We start from the raw sequence: 18,591 nt of genomic DNA, 5'->3' as shown, positions 1-18,591 counted from the left end.
ACCCACCAGGCAGGATGCGCCCGTGTCTGAAGCCACCGTGGACGTCGCCGACCTCCGTCCCGCCGCAGGTGAGGACGACGACCGGGCCGGTGACGCCCCGCTCCGGGAGGACATCCGGCTGCTGGGCCGGGTGCTCGGGGAGGTGGTCCGCGAGCAGGCCGGCCAGGAGGTCTTCGACGTCGTCGAGGCCGCCCGGGTCGAGGCCTTCCGGATCCGCCGCTCCGAGGTCGACCGCAGCGGGCTGGCCGAGACCCTCGCCGGGCTGGACGCGCGCAGCGCCAACCACGTGATCCGCGCGTTCAGCCACTTCTCCCTGCTGGCCAACCTGGCCGAGGACGTGCACCACGAGCGCCGTCGCCGGCACCACCGCCGGGAGGGGTCCCCGCCGCAGAAGGGCACGCTGGCGGCCAGCTTCGAGCTGCTGGACGCCGCCGACCTGGACCCGGCGGTCGTCGCGCACGAGCTGGAGGGCGCCCTCGTCGTCCCGGTCGTCACCGCACACCCCACCGAGGTCCGGCGGCGCACGGTGTCCCAGGTGCAGCGCCAGGTGACCGAGCTGATGCGCACCCGCGGGACCGCGCCGGACGAGCAGGCCTGGTCGGCGCACCTGTGGCGCGAGGTCCTCACGCTGTGGCAGACGGCGCTGCTGCGGCTGTCCCGGCTGCGGCTGGAGGACGAGATCGACGAGGCGCTGCGCTACTACGACCTGTCGCTGTTCGCCGTCGTCCCGGCGATCAACGCCGACCTGCGCGCCGCGCTGCGCCAGCGCTGGCCCGACGCGGACCTGCTGCCCACCCCGATGCTGCGCCCGGGGTCCTGGATCGGCGGGGACCGGGACGGCAACCCGTTCGTGACGGCGGCCGCGGTGCGCCGGGCGACGACCCGGGCCGCGGAGACGGCGCTGGGCCACCACCTGGCCGAGCTGGTCTGCCTGGCCGACGAGCTCTCCATGTCCGAGCGGCTGGTCTCCCCGACACCGGAGCTGGAGGCGCTGGCCGACGCCTCCCGGGACGACTCGCCGTTCCGCGCCGACGAGCCCTACCGCCGCGCCCTGCGAGGGGTCTACCGGCGGCTGGCCGCCACCTCCGTGCGGGTGCTCGGCCACGTGCCCGGCCCGCTCCCGGACGTCGAGCTGGAGCCCTACGACGAGCCCGGCCAGCTGATCGCCGACCTGGACGTGGTGGCCGCCTCGCTGCGCACCCACGGCGCCGGCGCGCTGGCCGACGACCGGCTGCGGCGGCTGCGCGACGCCGTCGAGGTCTTCGGGTTCCACCTGTCCGGGCTGGACATGCGGCAGAACAGCTCGGTGCACGAGGAGGTGCTGGCCGAGCTGCTGGCCTGGGCCGGCGTCTGCCCGGACTACACCGCGCTGGACGAGGCCGGCCGGCGCGAGGTGCTGCTGGGTGAGCTGCGGCTGCGCCGCCCGCTGGTGCGCGCGGACGCCGAGCTGTCGGAGCTGGCCCGCGGCGAGCTGGACCTGCTGGTGGCCGCGGCCGAGCAGGTCCGGCTGCTGGGTCCGCGGGCCATCCCGAACTACGTGATCAGCATGTGCGAGTCGGTGTCCGACGTGCTGGAGGTCGCCGTCCTGCTCAAGGAGGTCGGCCTGGTCACCCTGGACGAGGCCGGCCTGCCCGCCTCGCCGATCATGATCGCCCCGCTGTTCGAGACCATCGGGGACCTGCAGGGCGGCGGGGAGACCCTGGCCGCGATGCTGGCCGAGCCGCTCTACCGGTCGATGGTGGACGGCCGCGGTGGCACCCAGGAGGTCATGCTCGGGTACTCCGACTCCAACAAGGACGGCGGCTACCTGGCCGCCAACTGGGCGCTGTACCGGGCCGAGCTGGCCCTGGTCGAGGTCGCGGCGCAGGCCGGCGTCCGGCTGCGGCTGTTCCACGGCCGCGGCGGCACCGTGGGCCGGGGCGGTGGCCCCAGCTACGAGGCGGTCCGGGCGCAGCCCCCGGGGTCGGTGGCCGGGCAGCTGCGGATCACCGAGCAGGGCGAGGTCATCGCGGCCAAGTACGCCGAGCCCGACCTCGCCCGCCGCAACCTGGAGGCCTTGGTCGCGGCGACCCTGGAGTCCACGCTGCTCTCGCTGGAGGGCCTGGACGGCGACGCCGAGGAGGTCTACGCGCTCTTCGACGACCTGGCCGCGCGGGCCCAGGCCGCCTACGGGGCGCTGGTGCACGAGACGCCGGGCTTCGTGGAGTGGTTCCGGGCGGCGACGCCGGTGCGCGAGCTGGCCGAGCTGAACATCGGCTCCCGGCCGCCCTCGCGCAAGGCCGGGGACAAGATCAGCGACCTGCGGGCGATCCCGTGGGTGTTCAGCTGGTCCCAGGCCCGGATCATGCTGCCGGGCTGGTTCGGCACCGGGACGGCGCTGGAGTCCTGGGTGGACGGCGACCCGGTGCGGTTGGCCAGGCTGCAGGAGCTGCACACCCGCTGGCCGTTCCTGCGCACGGTGCTGTCGAACATGGGCATGGTGCTGGCCAAGACCGACCTGGAGCTGGCCGCCCGCTACGCCTCGCTGGTGCCCGACGAGGAGCTGCGGCACCGGGTCTTCGACGTGATCACCGCCGAGCACGAGCGGACCTGCCGGATGCTGCTGGCGATCACCGGCGACGACCACCTGCTGGCCGACAACCCCTCGCTGGCCCGCTCGATCCGCAACCGGTTCCCCTACCTGGAGCCCCTGCACCACCTGCAGGTGGAGATGCTGCGTCGTCGTCGCGAGGGCGACGACGACGAGCTGGTCAAGCGCTGCATCCAGCTGACCATCAACGGCGTGGCCACCGCCCTGCGCAACTCGGGCTGACCCCTCCCGCAGCCCGTCCCGAGAGCCCCGTGTCGCACGCCGACACGGGGCTCTCGCGCGTCCGGGACCGGCCCGGCCGGGTGCTGTGACCGATCGGTCACGGGTTCACCACATCGGATGCTCCCGCCCCCCGTTCGGAGTCCGTGTCGTTCCATCGACAAGTCGACACAGCTGACCCTCGTACCGAAACGGGACGAGTCGTATCCGTGCCGGCGGTGTGCCGGACGGGACGGCAGGACGACGGGTGGACCCTGTGACCTGGAAGAAGTGGTCGCGTGCTGGCGCGGCCGTGCTGGTCGGAGTGCTGGTGGCGCTGGGCACCGCGACGCCTGCGCAGGCGGCGCCGGGCCAGGCGCGGGCCCAGGCGCTGGACCTCGCCCTCGCCGCGAGCGTCACGCTCCCGGGGCTCCCCCCGGCCATCCCGGCGACCGTGGTCCCGGTGCTGGCCGCCGACGTGGACCTGGTCCGGTCCAGCGCACCTCCCAGCGGCTCCGCGGCACTCGTCGACCTCCGGGCCGGCCTGGGCGCGGGCCTGCTGGGGGTCACCGCGACGAACGGACTGCTGACGGCGTCCACCACCTCGACCCAGGCCGGCTCCTCCGGGACGTCGCGGGTCGAGGGTCTGGCGCTGTCGGTCCTGGGGCGCCCGATCACGGCGTCCGTGCTCGGCGCCACCGCGGCCTGCCCCGCGGGCGGAGCGCCCACGGCGGACACCGACGTGGTCGGGCTCAACGTCCTGGGGACCGCGGTCTCCGCCACCGCCGGAGCCGTCGTCGACGTGCCGGTCACCGTCGTCGGCATCCCCGCCGCCCGCCTCGTCGCCACCGTCACCCCGGCCACCGAGACCACGACCGCCGCCTCGGCCACCGCCACCGCACTGACGATCTCGCTGCGGCTGGACGTCCTCGGGCTCGCCTCGGTGCAGGCCGGCACGATCACCCTGGGCACGGCGGCCTGCGAGACCCCGGCGGCCGTCACGCCCACGGCCACCGGGCTCACCCCCGCGCAGGGGCCCGACGAGGGCGGCACGACGGTCACCGTCACCGGCTCCGGGTTCTCCCCGGGCCTGACGTCGGTGACCATCGGCGGGACCGTCGTCCCCGCCGCGCAGGTCACGGTGCTCAGCCCGACGTCGCTGCGGTTCACCACCCCCGCGGGTCCGGCCGGCCCCACCACGGTCAGCGTCACCAACACCCCGGGCGGCACGTCCACCCCCGGACTGCCCTACCGGTGGCTGGCCGTGCCCTCGCTGTCCGGGCTGACCCCCTCCGTCGGGCCGGTCGCCGGTGGCACCACGGTCACGCTCACCGGCACCGACCTCGTCCCCGGGGCCACCACGGTCAGCATCGGCGGCGACACGGTCGCTGCCGCGGACGTGACCGTGTCCTCCCCGACCCAGGCGTCCTTCGTGACGCCGGGCGACCCCGCCGGCCTCGTGCAGGTCCGGGTGTCCACGCCGGACGGGACGTCGGGCCCCCTGGGCTTCACCTACGTGCCGCCCGCCGTGCCGGCCGCCCCGGCCGTCACGGGCCTGCGCCCCGCGTCGGGCCCCTCCGTCGGCGGGACCCCGGTGACGGTGACCGGCTCGGGCTTCGTGGCCGGCGCGACCACGGTGTCGATCGGCTCGGACACCGTGGCCGCCGCGGGCGTGACGGTGCTGTCGCCCACGGAGCTCACCTTCGTGACCCCGGGTGACCCGCCGGGCCTGGTGGGGGTCGCGGTGACCACGACGGCGGGCTCGTCGGGCCCGGTGGGCTTCACCTACCTGGCGCCGGTGCGCCCGACCGTCGTCGGCCTCGCGCCTGCGTCGGGGCCGGAGGCCGGCGGCACCGCGGTGACCGTGACGGGCACCGGTTTCGTGGCCGGGCTGACCACGGTCACGATCGGCGCGGACACCGTCGCCGCGGCCGACGTGGCCGTCGCCTCGCCCACGGAGCTGTCGTTCACGACCCCCGGCGACCCGGCCGGCACCGTCGACGTGACGGTCACGGTGCCCGCGGGGACGTCGTCCCCGGCGGGCTTCACCTACCTCGCGCCGGTGGTCGTCCCGCCGGCCCTCACGGCGATCAGCCCGGCGTCGGGTCCGACCGTCGGCGGCACCCCGGTGACGGTGACGGGCACGGGGTTCGTGCCCGGTGCGACCACGGTGTCGATCGGCTCGGACACGGTGCCCGCAGGCGCGGTGACGGTGCTGTCGCCCACCGAGCTCACGTTCACGACCCCGGGTGACCCGGCGGGCCTGGTGGAGGTCTCGGTGACGACGGCGACGGGCACGTCGGGGCCGGTGGGCTTCACCTACGTGGCCCCGGTGCCCCCGGCGGTCGCCGGCATCGCGCCGGCGTCCGGTCCGGTCGCCGGCGGCACCCCGGTGACCCTGACCGGCAGCGGGTTCGTCGCCGGCGGCACCACGGTCACCATCGGGGCGGACACCGTCCCGGCGGCGGACGTCTCCGTCACCTCGCCGACGGAGCTGTCCTTCGTGACGCCCGGCGACCCGGCGGGTCTGGTCGGGGTCGCGGTGACCACGGCGACCGGGACCTCGGGCGAGGTGGGCTTCACCTACCTCGCGCCGGTGGTCCCGACGGTCTCCGGACTCACCCCGGCCTCCGGTCCGGCGGCCGGTGGCACCCCGGTGACGGTCACCGGTTCCGGCTTCGTCGACGGCGCCACCTCGGTCGTGATCGGCACCGACACGGTGGCGCTGGCCGACGTGACCGTGGTGTCCGCGACGGAGCTGTCGTTCCTGACCCCCGGCGACCCCGCGGGCCTGGTGCAGGTGACGGTCACCGCACCGGCCGGGACGTCGCCGCCGGCCGGCTTCACCTACCTCGCACCCGTCGCGCCGACGGTGGCGGCGCTCGCGCCGGCGTCCGGCCCCGCGGCCGGGGGCACCACGGTGACCGTCACGGGCACCGGCTTCGTGGACGGCGCGACGACGGTGTCGATCGGTGCGGACACGGTGGCCGCCGTCGACGTCACGGTGGTGTCGCCGACCGAGCTGTCCTTCCCGACCCCCGGTGACCCGGCGGGTGTGGTCGCGGTGACCGTCACGACCCCGGCCGGGGTCTCGGACCCCGCCGGGTTCACCTACCTCGCGCCGGTCGCGGTGGCGCCGACGGTGACCGACGTCAGCCCGGCGTCGGGCCCGGTGGCCGGTGGCACCGCGGTGACGCTGACCGGGACCGGTTTCGTGGACGGCGCGACGACGGTGTCGATCGGTGCGGACACGGTGCCGGCCGGCTCCGTGACCGTGGTGTCCCCGACCGAGCTGTCCTTCCCCACCCCGGGCGGCCCGGCCGGACTGGTGCAGGTGTCGGTGACGACGCCGGCCGGGACGTCGGGTCCGGTGGGCTTCACCTACGAGGCCGTCGCCGTCCCCGGAGCTCCGGCGGTGACGGGCATCGACCCGGCCTCGGGGCCGGTGACCGGTGGCACGCCGGTGACGCTGACGGGTTCCGGCTTCGAGGCCGGTGCGACCACGGTGTCCATCGGCGCGGACACCGTGCCCGCGGGCTCGGTGACGGTGCTGTCCCCGACGGAGCTGGCCTTCCTGACGCCCGGCGACCCGGCCGGGGTCGCCGCGGTGGCGGTGACGACGCCGGCCGGGACCTCGGGGCCGGTGGGCTTCACCTACCTGGCACCGCTCCCGGTGGCCCCGACCGCGACCGGCATCAGCCCGTCGTCCGGGCCGGCTGCCGGTGGTACGACGGTGACGCTGGCGGGCTCCGGCTTCGAGGCCGGTGCGACGACGGTGTCGATCGGCGCGGACACGGTGCCCGCGGGTCAGGTGACGGTGTCGTCCCCGACGGAGCTGACGTTCCTGACGCCGGGTGACCCGGCGGGGGTGGTCCCGGTGACGGTCACGACGTCCGGGGGGACCTCCGGGGCGGTGGGCTTCACCTACCTGGCGCCGGCCCCGCTGGCGCCCACCGCGACCGGCATCGACCCGGGGTCGGGTCCGGTCGCCGGTGGCACGACGGTGACGCTGACCGGGTCCGGCTTCGTGTCCGGCGCGACGAGCGTGGTCGTCGGCACCGACACGGTGGCCGCGGCCGACGTGACCGTGACGTCGGCGACCGAGCTGTCCTTCCTCACGCCGGGTGACCCGGCGGGCCTGGTCACGGTGACGGTCACGACGCCCGGGGGGACGTCGGGCCCGGTGGGCTTCACCTACCTGGCGCCGGCCCCCGTGGCGCCGACGGTGACCGGCCTGCTCCCCTCGTCGGGGCCGGCAGCCGGTGGGACCCCGGTGACGCTGACCGGCTCGGGGTTCGTGAGCGGGGCGACGGCCGTCGTCATCGGCGCCGACACGGTGGCCGCGGCCGACGTGACCGTGACGTCGGCGACCGAGCTGTCCTTCCTGACGCCGGGTGACCCGGCGGGCCTGGTCGAGGTCACCGTGACCACGACGGCGGGGACCTCGGGGCCGGCGGGCTTCACCTACCTGGCGCACGTGCCCGCCGCCCCGGTGGTGACCGGCATCGACCCGGCGTCCGGGCCGGTGGCCGGTGGCACGTCGGTGACCCTGACCGGTACCGGGTTCGTGGCCGGTGCCACGACCGTGACCATCGGGTCGGACACGCTGCCAGCCGGCGTCGTCACCGTCTCCTCGTCCACGGCGCTGTCCTTCCTGGCGCCCGGGGACCCGGCGGGGCTGGTCGAGGTCCGGGCCACCACCCCGGCGGGGACGTCGGGGCCGGTGGGCTTCACGTACGTGGCGGCGGCCCTCCCGACGGTCACCGGCCTCGACCCGGCCTCCGGCCCGGTGGCCGGCGGCACCGTGGTGACGCTGACCGGTACCGGCTTCCTGGCCGGCGCCACCACGGTCACGGTCGGCCCGGACACCGTGGCCGCCGGGGCCGTGACGGTCGTGTCCGCGACCGAGCTCCGGTTCACCACCCCCGGTGGCCCGGCCGGTCCGGTCGACGTGTCGGTGTCCACCGCCGGGGGGACGTCGGGCCCGGTGGCCTTCACGTACCTCGCCCCGGTGGTGGTCCTGCCGGCGGTGACCGGCCTCAGCCCGGCATCGGGTCCGGTGGCCGGTGGCACGCTGGTCACGCTCACCGGCACGGGGTTCCTGGCCGGTGCCACGAGCGTGCTCATCGGCACGGACACGGTCGCCGTCGCCGACGTGACCGTGGTGTCCCCGACGGAGCTGACGTTCGTGACGCCGGGTGACCCGGCCGGGCTGGTGCAGGTCCGGCTGACCACCCCGGCGGGCACCTCGGCCGCCGCGGGCTTCACCTACGTGGCTCCCGCGCTGCCGTCGGTGACGGGCATCAGCCCGGCGTCCGGCCCGGCGACCGGCGGCACCGCGGTGACGCTGACCGGGACCGGCTTCGTGGCCGGGGCGACGACGGTGTCGATCGGCTCGGACACGGTGCCCGCGGCCGACGTGACCGTGGTGTCCCCGACGGAGCTCACCTTCCTGACCCCGGGTGACCCGGCGGGCGTGGCGCCGGTGACGGTCACGACGCCGGGGGGCACGTCCGGGCCGGTGGGCTTCGGCTACACGGCCGTCGCCGTACCGGGCGCCCCGGTCCTCACCGGGATCAGCCCGGCCTCCGGCCCCGCGGCCGGGGGCACCGCGGTGACGCTGACCGGGTCCGGGTTCGTGGTCGGCGCCACCACGGTGACCGTCGGACCGACCACGGTGGCCGCCGGGGACGTCACGGTGGTCTCGCCCACCGAGCTGGTGTTCACCACCCCCGGTGGCCCGGCCGGGGTCGTCATCGTGACGGTGACGACGCCGGGTGGCACGTCGGGCCCGACGGGCTTCACCTACGTGGCCCCCGTCGTCCCGACGGCCACCTCGCTGACGCCGGCCACCGGGCCGGTGGGCGGGGGCACCACGGTCACCGTGGTCGGCACCGGGTTCGTGCCGGGCGCGACGACGGTGACGATCGGCGGGGTCGGCGTCCCGGTGACGGTCGTGTCGCCGACCGAGCTGACCGTCGTGACGCCTCCGGGCGCGCCGGGCACGGTCGACGTGGTGGTCACGACGCCGGGCGGCGTGACGGCGCCGTTGCCGTTCACCTACGGGGCGCAGGAGCCGGGCGCTCCCGGCGGCCCGGGTGCGGGGGGACCCGGTGCGGGCGGCCCCGGCTCGGGTGACCCCGGCTCGGGTGGTCCGGGGGTCAGCGGCACGACCACCACGGTCACGGTCTCCGGTCCGACCCGGGGCGGTGGGGGCCTGGCCTCCACCGGGTCCGAGCTGGGGGTGCCCGCCGGGCTGGGGGCGCTGGCGTTGCTGACCGGCCTGGGCCTGGTGCTCGCCGGGCGTCGCCGGCACGGCCGGGGGTGACCGCCCGCCGGGCGTGACCCGGCAGCCCGAGGACCGCGCCGTCCGACCCCACCGGGTCGGGCGGCGCGGCGGCGTTCAGCGCGGGGGGTGCGCCGCGGCCAGCAGGGCCGCGCGGTCGTGCATCGTGGTGCGGGCCCGGCCACGGGTCGCACCGAGGGCGACCTCGGCGTCGTCGATGGCCCGCCAGTGGTCCAGCAGCACCGGGTGCAGGCCGCGGTCCAGCAGGGCGGCGACCAGGTCGGGGCCGGTGCCGCGGGGGAGGCCTCCGGCGTCGGCGAGCAGGGCGTGCACGGTCTCCCGCGCGTCGTGCTTGTTGGTGCCCACGACCCCGGTCGGCCCGCGCTTGATCCACCCGGCCACGTACTCGCCGGGGCTCAGGACGCCGTCCCGCAGCACCCGGCCGGCCTCGTTGGCCACCACGCCGGTGCGGTCGTCGACCGGCAGTCCCGGCAGCCCGCGGCCCTGGTAGCCGATCGAGCGCACCACCAGGTCGGCCGGGACGACGTCGACCTCCCGGGTGCCGGTGAGCCGGTCCGCCGCGTCGACCTCGGTCCGCTCGACGACGACGCCGGTGACCCGGTCGGAGCCCTCGATCCGCACCGGCCGGGCGAAGAACCGCAGCCGGACGCTGGCCTTGCCCGGTTCCGGGGCGTGGTCGGCCCACTCGCGGAGCACGGCCAGGTTCCGGGCCACCGCCCGCACCTGGGACTCCTCGTCCAGCCCGACCGGGTCGACCAGGGCCACGGCGGCCTCCAGGTGGCCCAGCTCGCGCAGCTCCTGGGTGGTGAAGGTGGCCTGTGCCGGTCCTCGGCGGCCCAGCACGGTCACCCGCTCGACCGGGGCGGCGGCGAGGGCGTCGAGCACGTGCTGGGGCATGTCGGTGCCGGCCAGCTCGCCGGGGGAGCGGGCCAGCACCCGGGCGACGTCCAGGGCCACGTTGCCCACCCCGACCACGACGACGTCGCGGGCCCCGGCCAGCGCCGTCTCCACCAGCGCCCGGTCGGCGTCGGGGTGGCCGCAGTACCAGGCGACGACGTCGGTCGCGGCCAGGCTGCCGGGCAGGTCCTCCCCGTCGATCCCCAGCCGACGGTCCCCGGAGGCGCCGTGGGTCCAGACGACGGCGTCCACGTGGGCGCGCAGGTCGGCGACCGACAGGTCCACCCCGACGTCGACGTTGCCGACGAACCGGACGCAGGGGTGGTCCAGGGTGCGGCGCAGGGTCTCCGACAGCGCCCGCATCTTGGTGTGGTCGGGGGCGATGCCGTGCCGGACCAGCCCGAACGGGGTCGGCAGCCGGTCCAGCAGGTCCACCGCCACGGGCACCTCGCTCTGGTCGGCGAGCGCCTCCGCGGCGTAGACCCCGGCGGGGCCGGCGCCGACCACCGCCACCCGCAGCTGCCGCTCGGCGTCCATGGGCGCATCCTGCGCCCCCGCGGGCCCGCGCACCAGGTCTGCGCACCAGCTCTGGGCCGCAGGCCTGGGCACCGGGCGCGGGGACGGGCAGGCTGGGGGAGTGCGCGACACGGTGGTCGGCGAGTTCGAGGTGACCGGGCCGGTGGTGGAGTGGCGCGGGCCGGCCCCGCACCACTTCGTGACCGTGGACGGCGACCTGGCCGAGCAGGTCCGCGAGTGGGCACGCGAGGTCAGCTACGGCTGGGGCATGGTGCCGGTCCGGCTGCGGCTGGGGGCGACCACCGGCACGACGGCGCTGTGGCCGCGGGAGGGCGGGTACGTCGTCCCGCTGCGGCTGGCGGTGCGCCGGGCCGAGCAGGTGGAGCTCGGGGACGTGGTGACGGTGCACGTCGAGGTGCTGCGGCCGGGGTGACCGTCCAGGCGTGGGCCCCCTCCCGGGTGGGCAGTCCAGTCCCGACCCCAGCCGCACCCACCACCCGGAGGACGCCCGTGTCCATCACCGTCATCGCCACCATCACGCCGAAGCCGGACCGCTTCGACGCCGTCCGGCAGGCCTTCGAGCAGGCCGTCCCCGCCGTGCACGAGGAGCCGGGCTGCGAGCTCTACGCCCTGTACACCGGCAAGGGGGTGCTCGTGATGGTGGAGCGCTGGTCCGACGGCCAGGCGCTGGAGGCCCACGGCGCCGGCGAGACGTTCAACGCGCTGTCCCGCGGCGTGCAGGACGACCTGGCCGAGCCACTGGACGTGCAGATCCTCGAGCCGGTCGCCGTCGGCGACCCCGCCAAGGGCCAGATCCCCTGAGTCCCGTGCCGGGCCGACGGGTCAGACGGCCTGGCAGGTCGGGCACCAGAACAGGTTCCGGCCGACCATGACCTCGGTGCGGACCGGGGTGCCGCAGAGGCGGCAGGGCATCCCGGTCCGCCGGTAGACGTAGTGCGCGTCGGTGCGCGTCGCCGCCCCCCGGCGCTTGACGCGGTCCTCGGGCCGGGTGGTGACGATCCGCCCGGCCCGCACCCCGGCCCTCATCAGGGTCACCAGGTCGGCCCACATCGCCGTCCAGGTGTCGTGGGCCAGGGCCTTGCCGGGGCGGAACGGGGAGACCCCGTGCCGGAAGAGCAGCTCGGCCCGGTAGACGTTGCCGATGCCGGCGATCACCGCCTGGTCCATCAGCAGCGCGCCGATGGTCACCCGGCTGCGGGAGATCCGGGCGAAGGCCTTCTCCGGGTCCGAGCGGCGCAGCGGGTCCGGGCCGAGCCGGTCCAGGATCAGCTGGACCTCGCCGTCGGTGATCAGGTCGCAGGCCGTGGCGCCGCGCAGGTCGGTCCAGACGCCCTCGCCGTCGTGGCCCGGGCCCTCCCAGCGCATCCGCAGCGCCCCCCGGGGCTCGGGCGGCAGGCCGGTGCCCGACGTGTACTTGCCGTACAGGCCCAGGTGCACGTGGACGACGTCCGGGCCGAAGGCGGCGAACAGGTGCTTGCCCCAGCTGGTGACCTCGTCGAGCACCCGGCCGTCGATGAGCTCGGCCTGGCTGGTGAACCGGCCCTGCGGGCTGGTCACGTGCACCTCGCGGCCGGCGAACGCCTCGTGCTGCTCGCGGGCCAGACGGAACAGGGTGTGGCCCTCAGGCACGCGCACTCACGCCCACCAGTCTCCGGGTTGTCCCCGGCCGCGCGCGACCGCGGGCGGTGGGCCACCATCGGCGCGTGACCGTCACCCCCGCCCTCGCCCGCCGCGCCTGGGGCACGCTGGAGACCCTGCACGTCACCGGCTTCTTCGCCCCCCAGGTGCAGGCGGCCTACGACCGGTTCGGGGTGACCGCGACCCGGGCCGGCTACTTCGCCGCCCGCGGCTCCGCCTTCGGCCCGTGCGGCCCGGAGCTGGTGACGGCCACCTTCTACGTGTTCTCCCCGGCGCTGGTGGCCGGCGCCGTCCCGGTCGTGTGGGAGGCCGGCACCCCGCAGCAGTGGGCCGCGGCCCGTCGCGAGGGCGTCGCCGCGCTGCTGCACGACACGCTGGGCGAGCCCGACGTCGCCGAGGCGGTCGACCTGGCCCGGGAGGCCGTCGCCGGGCTGCCGCTGGCCGGGCGACCGCTCTACGGCGCGTGGTCGGCGGTCGAGTGGCCCGAGGACCCGCTGCTGCAGCTGTGGCACGCCGGGCTGCTGCTGCGCGAGCACCGCGGTGACGGCCACGTCACCGCTCTGCAGTCCGCCGGGCTCGACCCGGTCGAGGCGTTGGTCACCGGCGGGCTGGCGTCGGACTCCACCGAGTTCGTCCGGACGACGCGCGGCTGGACCGACGCCGAGTGGACCGCCGGCGTCGAGCGCCTGCGGGCCCGCGGCCTGGTCGACGACACCGGCCTCACCGACGCCGGCCGGGCGCTGCGGGACGACGTGGAGACCGTCACCGACTTCCTCGCCGTCGACGGCTGGGCGCACCTGGGCGCGCAGCGCACCGGGCGGCTGGTCGAGCTGGTCACCCCGCTGCGCCAGCGGGTGCTGGACGCCGGGGTGCTGCCGGACTGGATCCGCTCCCGCGGCTGAGGTGCCTCAGCGACCCTTGGCCGCCTGGTACCGGTCCAGGGCGACCTGCCGCTCGTGCGCGTGGTCGACGATCGGCTCGGGGTAGCCGTGCGGGACGCCGCCGGGCGCGGTCCACGGCTCGTGCACGTGCTTGCGGTCCAGGTCGCGCAGCTCGGGCACCCAGCGCTTGACGTAGACGCCGTCCGGGTCGAACTTCTTGCCCTGCGTCATCGGGTTGAACACCCGGTAGTAGGGCGAGGCGTCGGTACCGGTGCCGGCGACCCACTGCCAGCCGTGGTTGTTGCTGGCCAGGTCGCCGTCGACCAGGTGCTGCATGAAGTACCGCGCCCCGCGGGTCCACTCCTGGTGCAGGTCCTTGACCAGGAAGCTGCCCACGATCATCCGCAGCCGGTTGTGCATCCAGCCCTGGGCCAGCAGCTGACGCATCCCGGCGTCGACGATCGGGAAGCCGGTGCGGCCCTGAGCCCAGGCCTCGAAGTCCTCCTCGGCGCCCTCGCCGGCGGAGTAGCTGATGCCGGCCAGCTCGGGGTTGTAGTACTCCCGGGCGGTCTCGGGCCGGTGCCACAGCACGTCGGCGTAGAACTCCCGCCAGCACAGCTCGGAGACGTAGGTGTCCACGCCGGCCCCGCGCAGACCCGACCCGGCGATGTCGTGCAGCAGCGTGCGCGGGTGCACCGTGCCGAAGTGCAGGTGCGCCGACATCCGACTGGTGGCGTCCAGGTCGGGGCGGTCGCGCTGCCCGTCGTAGTCCTCCAGGCGCTCGTCCCGGAACTCCCGCCAGCGCTCGGCGGCGGCGGCCTCGCCGGGCTCCAGCACCTCGGTGTCGCCCAGGTCGGGGGCCTCGGGCAGGTCCTGCGAGTCCGCCTCGACCCAGTCCACGCTGCGCGGGCGGGGCGCCGGGTCGGGCCAGCCGTGCTCCAGCCACCGGCGCTTGAAGGGGGTGAAGACCTTCAGCGGGTCGCCGTCGTCCTTGGTGATGGTTCCGGGGGCGACGGCGTAGGCGGAGCCGGTGCGCACCAGGCCGACGTCGCCCAGGGCCTTCTCCACGGCGGCGTCGCGACGCCGTCCGTAGGGGCCGGTGTCCCCGGCGACGTGCACGCTGGTCGCGCCGACCTCCCGGGCCACCGCCGGGACGACGTCCTGAGGCCGGCCGTGCCGGACCACCAGCCGCCCGTCGGTGGCCTCGTGCAGCTGCGCGAGGCAGCCGGCCAGGAAGTGTCGCCGCGGGTCACCGGACTTCTCCCAGATCGCCGGGTCCAGCACGAAGAGCGGCAGCACGCCGTCCCCGGCGTCCCGGGCGGCCAGCAGGGCCGGGTTGTCGGCCAGGCGGAGGTCGCGGCGGAACCACATCACAGCAGGGGGCACCGGACGACCGTAAGGGGCGCTTGGCACGGTCGCGCGCTCAGCTGGCGGCGAGCTCCAGGCCGAAGTGCGGCCGGTCCGCCTCGGCGACGAGGTCGACGTCGGTGGGGTGCTCGTGCAGGTAGTGCCGGACGAACGAGCAGTAGGGGAGCACCGTGAGGTGCTGCTCGCGGGCGCTGGTGAGCACGGCCTCCACGAGGGTGGTGCCGATGCCGCGACCGGCGACGGAGGGGTCGACCTCGGTGTGCGGCAACGTCATGACGTCACCGTCGACGTGGTAGCTGGCCAGGCCGACGACGCGGTCGTCGACCGAGACCTCGAAGCGTCCCCGGGTGGGGACGTCCTCGACCCGGACCTGCTGCGTGCTGCTCATCTCGCTCTTCCGACCTCCCATCCCGGCGCCGTTGCCGGGCACGTACGCAGAGCCACGTCTCGGCCCCGGAGAGAAAAGGTAACCGTTTGGTCCGGTTCTCGCTCCTGTCTCTCTGACGATCTTCCTCGTCCGGGTGTTCCCGCCCCGGCGCGACGCGCCCACCCGCGGTCGGGCGTCCGCGGACCGCGCCGCTAACCTCGTCGGGCACCCCGAGCCCCCATAGCTCAGGGGATAGAGCATCGGTTTCCTAAACCGTGTGTCGCAGGTTCGAATCCTGCTGGGGGCACAACGGTTCTCGGTAGACCCGCAGGTGGGCGCTGACCAGCACGACAGCCTGTGCGGCGGTGTGCAGGGCGTATGAGTCCCGTGCCCCCACGACGGGTGGCGTTGCTGCACTGGACAGGTCCGCATCGCTACCCTCATCGCACGAGCCAGCCGCAGTCCACGAACGACCAGCAGCACCGCGATGCGCTCCTGGTCCGGCAGACGACCGCGCTGGAGAAGATCGCCCACAAGACCTCGAGCACCCAGACCCACATCGCGTGGGCGTTCTGGCTCACCGTGGGCGCCGTGGTGCTGTGGGTCCTGCTGGTCGCCTCGGCCGCCGGCCGCATGTTCTAGTCCCCGGCTGCGCGCCGGGCCACCCGCGGGTACGTCGACCGCGGTACCGAGGACTCGGTCATCGGCGGTGCCGAGGCCGTGCCGCGGCGCCCGAACCCACCAGAGGCCACCGAGGTGAGCAGGGACGCCAGTACACCGGTGCCGGTGGCGGCCAGGGCGCTGATCCAGTCGACGGTCAGCGCCGTCACACCTGCAGTGACGACGTGTGCCGCCAGGGTCGGCGCGCCGGTCTTGGTGGCCCTCTCGGCCGTGTTCAGCCAGAAGTCCCTCGCTGCCGGTCGTCTCCTCCCGTGGACGTGCCCCGGGAGCCCTCACGCATCTCTACAGTCTGCGTATGGATGCGGATAGCAGGACATGGCCGCCGGCGCTGCCGGAGGAGCAGGTCGACCTGGCGGTCGAGGTGTTCCGGATGCTGTCCGACGCCACCCGCATCCAGCTGCTCTGGGCGCTGATCGGCCACGAGCTGTCGGTCAACGAGCTCGCGGTGCACATCGGCAAGACCCCGGCGTCGGTGTCCCAGCACCTGGCCAAGCTGCGGATGACCCGCCTGGTGCAGACCCGCCGGGAGGGGACGTCGGTGTTCTACCGGCTGGAGAACGACCACATCGCGCAACTGGTCACCGACGCGGTCTACAACGCCGACCACGCCACCGCCGCCGTCCCCGACCACCACCGCCCCGACACCGGCCTCACCGCCCTGCCGACCCGACCCGCCGAGGCCACGTCATGACGACCCCCGCCGAGCACTCCGGCCACGACGACAGCCACGGACACGACCGCGAGGGTCACGGCCGCGCGCACGCCGACCACGACCACCCGCACGAAGAGCACGGCCACGACCACCCCACCGGCTCGAAGGGGTTCCTGCTGGGGGTGTTCCGCCCGCACAGCCCACGACTCCGCGGACTCCATCGACTCGGCCCTGGAGTCCAGCACCGAGGGCATCCGGGCGCTCAAGACCAGCCTCGTGGTGCTGCTGGTGACCGCCCTGGCCCAGGCCGTCGTCGTGTGGGCCACCGGGTCGGTGGCGCTGCTGGCCGACACCGTGCACAACTTCTCCGACGCACTGACCGCAGTCCCGCTGTGGATCGCGTTCCTGCTCGGCCGGCGCGCGGCCTCGCGGCGCTACACCTACGGCTACGACCGGGCCGAGGACCTCGCCGGGGTGTTCATCGTCGCGATGATCGCCCTGTCGGCGGTGCTGGCCGGCTACGAGTCGATCCGGCGCCTGCTGGACCCGCAGCCCATCACGAACGTCGGGGTCGTCATCGCCGCCGGGCTCATCGGCGCAGCCGGCAACGAGCTCGTCGCCCTGTACCGGATACGCGTCGGCCGCCGGATCGGCTCCGCCGCGCTGGTCGCCGACGGCCTGCACGCCCGCACCGACGGACTCACCTCGTTGGCCGTCGTGTTCGGGGCGCTGGGGGTGCTGGCCGGCTTCCCGCTGGCCGACCCGCTCGTCGGACTGGCCATCACCGTCGCCATCCTGCTGGTGCTCAGGAGCGCCGCCCGTGACGTCTACCGGCGGCTCATGGACGCTGTCGAGCCCGAGGTGCTCGACCTCGCCGAGGCGACCGTCCTCGCCACCCCCGGGGTGCTGGACGTCGAACGACTCCGGGTCCGCTGGACCGGCCACCGCATCCGGGTCGAGGCGGCCGTCACCGTCGATCCCGCCCTGTCGGTCACCGCCGGCCACGACATCGCCGTCGACGTCCACCACCGGTTGCTGCACGACGTCCCCAAGCTCGTCGACGCCACCGTCCACGTCAGCCCCGCCGCCCACGGCACCGACCCGCACCACGCGCTGGCCCACCACGCCTCGACAGGGTGGGCCCGGGGCGCCGGGCACCGGGCCGCCTGCTGAGTGACTGGTCTCCTCCGGTTTGCGCAGCTCACCCCGATGGCATCCACCAGGGGTGACTCGTTGTCTGGTGACAGGTTCCTCCGGCTACATCGGGTCCCGGCTGGTCGTGCAGCTCGACCGCGCCGGCCACGACGTGGTCGCCACCGCGCGCGACGTCGGCAAGCTGGCCGACTTCGACTGGTCCGACGCCGTCGACGAGGTGGCCCTGGACGTCTCCGACGCCGACTCCTGCCGCCAGGCGTTCGCCCGGGCCGGGGACGTCGAGGTGGCCTACTTCCTGGTGCACTCGATCGGGGAGGGCGACTTCGCCGCCCAGGACCTGGACAGCGCCCGGCAGTTCGCCGCCGCGGCCCGGGACGCCGGGGTCTCCCGGATCGTCTACCTGGGCGGCTTCGTGCCCCAGCAGGAGGAGCTGTCCGAGCACCTGGAGAGCCGGGCCGACGTCGGCGACGCCCTCGGGGAGGCCGGCGTCGAGCTGGTCTGGCTGCGCGCGGCGATCGTGCTGGGCGGCGGGTCGACGTCCTACGAGCTGGTGCGGCACATCGCCGACCGGGTGCCGGTCGTCCCGTTCCCCACCTGGATGCAGCACCCGGTCTCGCCGATCGCGGTCACCGACGTCCTGCACTACCTGGTGGCGGCGGCGGACCGGGACCTGCTCCCCGCCGGCGCCTACGAGGTGTCCAACGGGGAGAGCCCCACCTACGCCGAGCTGGTGAAGGCCTACGCGGCCGAGGCCGGGCTGCGCCGGGTGTGGCTGCCCTTCCCGCCGGTCCCGCCCAAGCTGGTCGCCACGGTGGCCTCCTGGCTGACGCCGCTGCCGCACGAGCTGGCCGCCGACCTGATCATGAGCCTGCCCAACAGCATGGGGTCCACCGACGACCGCATCCGTGGCATCGTGCCCGACCCCGAGGGCGGCCTGGTCAGTTCCCGGGAGGCCCTGCGCCGGGCGCACCAGGGCAGCCGGACCGCCGGCGTGGGCAGCAGCGAGGACCCCACGCACCGGGTGCGCACCGACCCCGACTGGTCGGCCTGACCCGGAGTCCCTGCAGCGTGGTGTCGGCGTGGTCGCCGAGCTGCCGCCACCGGGCCGCGTCCGGGGAGCCCTGGGCCGCGACCGGCGGGAGGTACCGGTGCACGGCGGTCGCCGGCCCCAGGTCCAGCCCGACGGTCCGGGCGGACCAGCACGCTGACGTGCACGTGGTCCAGCCGGACCACCTCCACGTCCGGGTCGACCGGCGTCGGCAGCGGCACCGCCGTGCCCAGCAGCAGCTCGTCCAGACCGGTGCGGGGCCACGTGGGGGA

At 75.4% G+C, this 18,591-nt stretch carries 13 protein-coding genes, 1 tRNA gene and 1 pseudogene; 10 read left to right on the top strand and 5 right to left on the bottom strand.

Annotated elements, in window-relative coordinates; genetic code table 11:
* Positions 1 to 22: 22 nt before the first annotated feature.
* Positions 23 to 2,812, top strand: a complete 2,790-nt coding sequence (gene ppc / locus ASG41_RS09730; RefSeq protein WP_082556753.1) for a phosphoenolpyruvate carboxylase — start codon at positions 23 to 25, stop codon at positions 2,810 to 2,812.
* 244 nt (positions 2,813 to 3,056) lie between these two features.
* The gene (locus ASG41_RS09725) at positions 3,057 to 9,116 is read left to right on the top strand and encodes an IPT/TIG domain-containing protein (protein WP_157519238.1); all 6,060 of its coding nucleotides are present in this window, start codon (positions 3,057 to 3,059) and stop codon (positions 9,114 to 9,116) included.
* A gap of 75 nt (positions 9,117 to 9,191) precedes the next feature.
* Here the strand turns inward: ASG41_RS09725 and ASG41_RS09720 are convergent, their stop codons facing one another.
* Positions 9,192 to 10,529, bottom strand: coding sequence for an FAD-dependent oxidoreductase (locus tag ASG41_RS09720; RefSeq protein ID WP_056293215.1), 1,338 nt, complete (start codon positions 10,527 to 10,529; stop codon positions 9,192 to 9,194).
* 100 nt (positions 10,530 to 10,629) lie between these two features.
* Here ASG41_RS09720 and ASG41_RS09715 point away from each other — a divergent pair, with 100 nt between their 5' ends.
* Positions 10,630 to 10,941 (top strand): DUF1905 domain-containing protein, encoded by a 312-nt coding sequence (locus tag ASG41_RS09715; RefSeq protein WP_200938811.1) that lies wholly within the window; start codon positions 10,630 to 10,632, stop codon positions 10,939 to 10,941.
* A 77-nt stretch (positions 10,942 to 11,018) separates the two neighbouring features.
* Positions 11,019 to 11,330 (top strand): putative quinol monooxygenase, encoded by a 312-nt coding sequence (locus ASG41_RS09710; protein ID WP_056293212.1) that lies wholly within the window; start codon positions 11,019 to 11,021, stop codon positions 11,328 to 11,330.
* Between the two features lie 21 nt (positions 11,331 to 11,351).
* Here the strand turns inward: ASG41_RS09710 and ASG41_RS09705 are convergent, their stop codons facing one another.
* Entirely contained in the window at positions 11,352 to 12,158 is an 807-nt protein-coding gene (locus tag ASG41_RS09705; protein ID WP_056293208.1) for an Fpg/Nei family DNA glycosylase, read from the bottom strand.
* A 74-nt stretch (positions 12,159 to 12,232) separates the two neighbouring features.
* Here ASG41_RS09705 and ASG41_RS09700 point away from each other — a divergent pair, with 74 nt between their 5' ends.
* Positions 12,233 to 13,069, top strand: coding sequence for a hypothetical protein (locus ASG41_RS09700; RefSeq protein WP_056293204.1), 837 nt, complete (start codon positions 12,233 to 12,235; stop codon positions 13,067 to 13,069).
* A 6-nt stretch (positions 13,070 to 13,075) separates the two neighbouring features.
* On the opposite strand, the gene ASG41_RS09695 is transcribed toward ASG41_RS09700, so the two are convergent.
* Together ASG41_RS09695 and ASG41_RS23960 are read right to left on the bottom strand one after the other, a co-directional pair.
* Entirely contained in the window at positions 13,076 to 14,434 is a 1,359-nt protein-coding gene (locus ASG41_RS09695) for a deoxyribodipyrimidine photo-lyase (RefSeq protein ID WP_200938810.1), read from the bottom strand.
* Positions 14,435 to 14,471: 37 nt separating this feature from the next.
* Complete coding sequence (locus tag ASG41_RS23960) at positions 14,472 to 14,804, bottom strand: GNAT family N-acetyltransferase (protein WP_056293201.1); 333 nt, start codon at positions 14,802 to 14,804, stop codon at positions 14,472 to 14,474.
* Between the two features lie 213 nt (positions 14,805 to 15,017).
* On the opposite strand from ASG41_RS23960, the gene ASG41_RS09685 reads away from it, so the two are divergent.
* Together ASG41_RS09685 and ASG41_RS09680 are read left to right on the top strand one after the other, a co-directional pair.
* Positions 15,018 to 15,090 (top strand) — tRNA-Arg (locus ASG41_RS09685).
* A 71-nt stretch (positions 15,091 to 15,161) separates the two neighbouring features.
* Positions 15,162 to 15,425, top strand: coding sequence for a hypothetical protein (locus ASG41_RS09680; protein WP_235564684.1), 264 nt, complete (start codon positions 15,162 to 15,164; stop codon positions 15,423 to 15,425).
* Here the strand turns inward: ASG41_RS09680 and ASG41_RS09675 are convergent.
* On the bottom strand, positions 15,422 to 15,682 hold the full coding sequence (locus ASG41_RS09675) for a holin (RefSeq protein ID WP_082556750.1): 261 nt from the start codon (positions 15,680 to 15,682) through the stop codon (positions 15,422 to 15,424). The two genes, ASG41_RS09680 and ASG41_RS09675, sit on opposite strands and share 4 nt — an antisense overlap.
* Before the next feature lie 77 nt (positions 15,683 to 15,759).
* Between ASG41_RS09675 and ASG41_RS09670 the strand changes: the two genes are divergently transcribed.
* The 3 genes and pseudogenes from ASG41_RS09670 to ASG41_RS25455 all read left to right on the top strand — a co-directional run.
* Positions 15,760 to 16,155 (top strand): metalloregulator ArsR/SmtB family transcription factor, encoded by a 396-nt coding sequence (locus tag ASG41_RS09670; protein WP_056293195.1) that lies wholly within the window; start codon positions 15,760 to 15,762, stop codon positions 16,153 to 16,155.
* 237 nt (positions 16,156 to 16,392) lie between these two features.
* Positions 16,393 to 17,289, top strand: coding sequence for a cation diffusion facilitator family transporter (locus ASG41_RS09665; protein ID WP_200938809.1), 897 nt, complete (start codon positions 16,393 to 16,395; stop codon positions 17,287 to 17,289).
* A gap of 52 nt (positions 17,290 to 17,341) precedes the next feature.
* Positions 17,342 to 17,767: pseudogene (locus ASG41_RS25455) on the top strand (NAD(P)H-binding protein); the annotation flags it as partial.
* Between the last annotated feature and the right edge of the window lie 824 nt (positions 17,768 to 18,591).

The sequence above is a fragment of the Modestobacter sp. Leaf380 genome (assembly GCF_001424485.1).
GTDB lineage: Bacteria > Actinomycetota > Actinomycetes > Mycobacteriales > Geodermatophilaceae > Klenkia.
This window is presented reverse-complemented; position numbering and strand designations above follow the sequence as displayed.

What these genes read in the sequence shown, in the direction of transcription:
- ASG41_RS09720 (WP_056293215.1), bottom strand. Translation starts at nt 10,529, where the DNA reads ATGGACGCCGAGCGGCAGCTGCGGGTGGCGGTGGTCGGCGCCGGCCCC.
- ASG41_RS23960 (WP_056293201.1), bottom strand. Translation starts at nt 14,804, where the DNA reads ATGAGCAGCACGCAGCAGGTCCGGGTCGAGGACGTCCCCACCCGGGGA.
- ASG41_RS09680 (WP_235564684.1), top strand. Translation starts at nt 15,162, where the DNA reads ATGAGTCCCGTGCCCCCACGACGGGTGGCGTTGCTGCACTGGACAGGT.
- ASG41_RS09670 (WP_056293195.1), top strand. Translation starts at nt 15,760, where the DNA reads ATGGATGCGGATAGCAGGACATGGCCGCCGGCGCTGCCGGAGGAGCAG.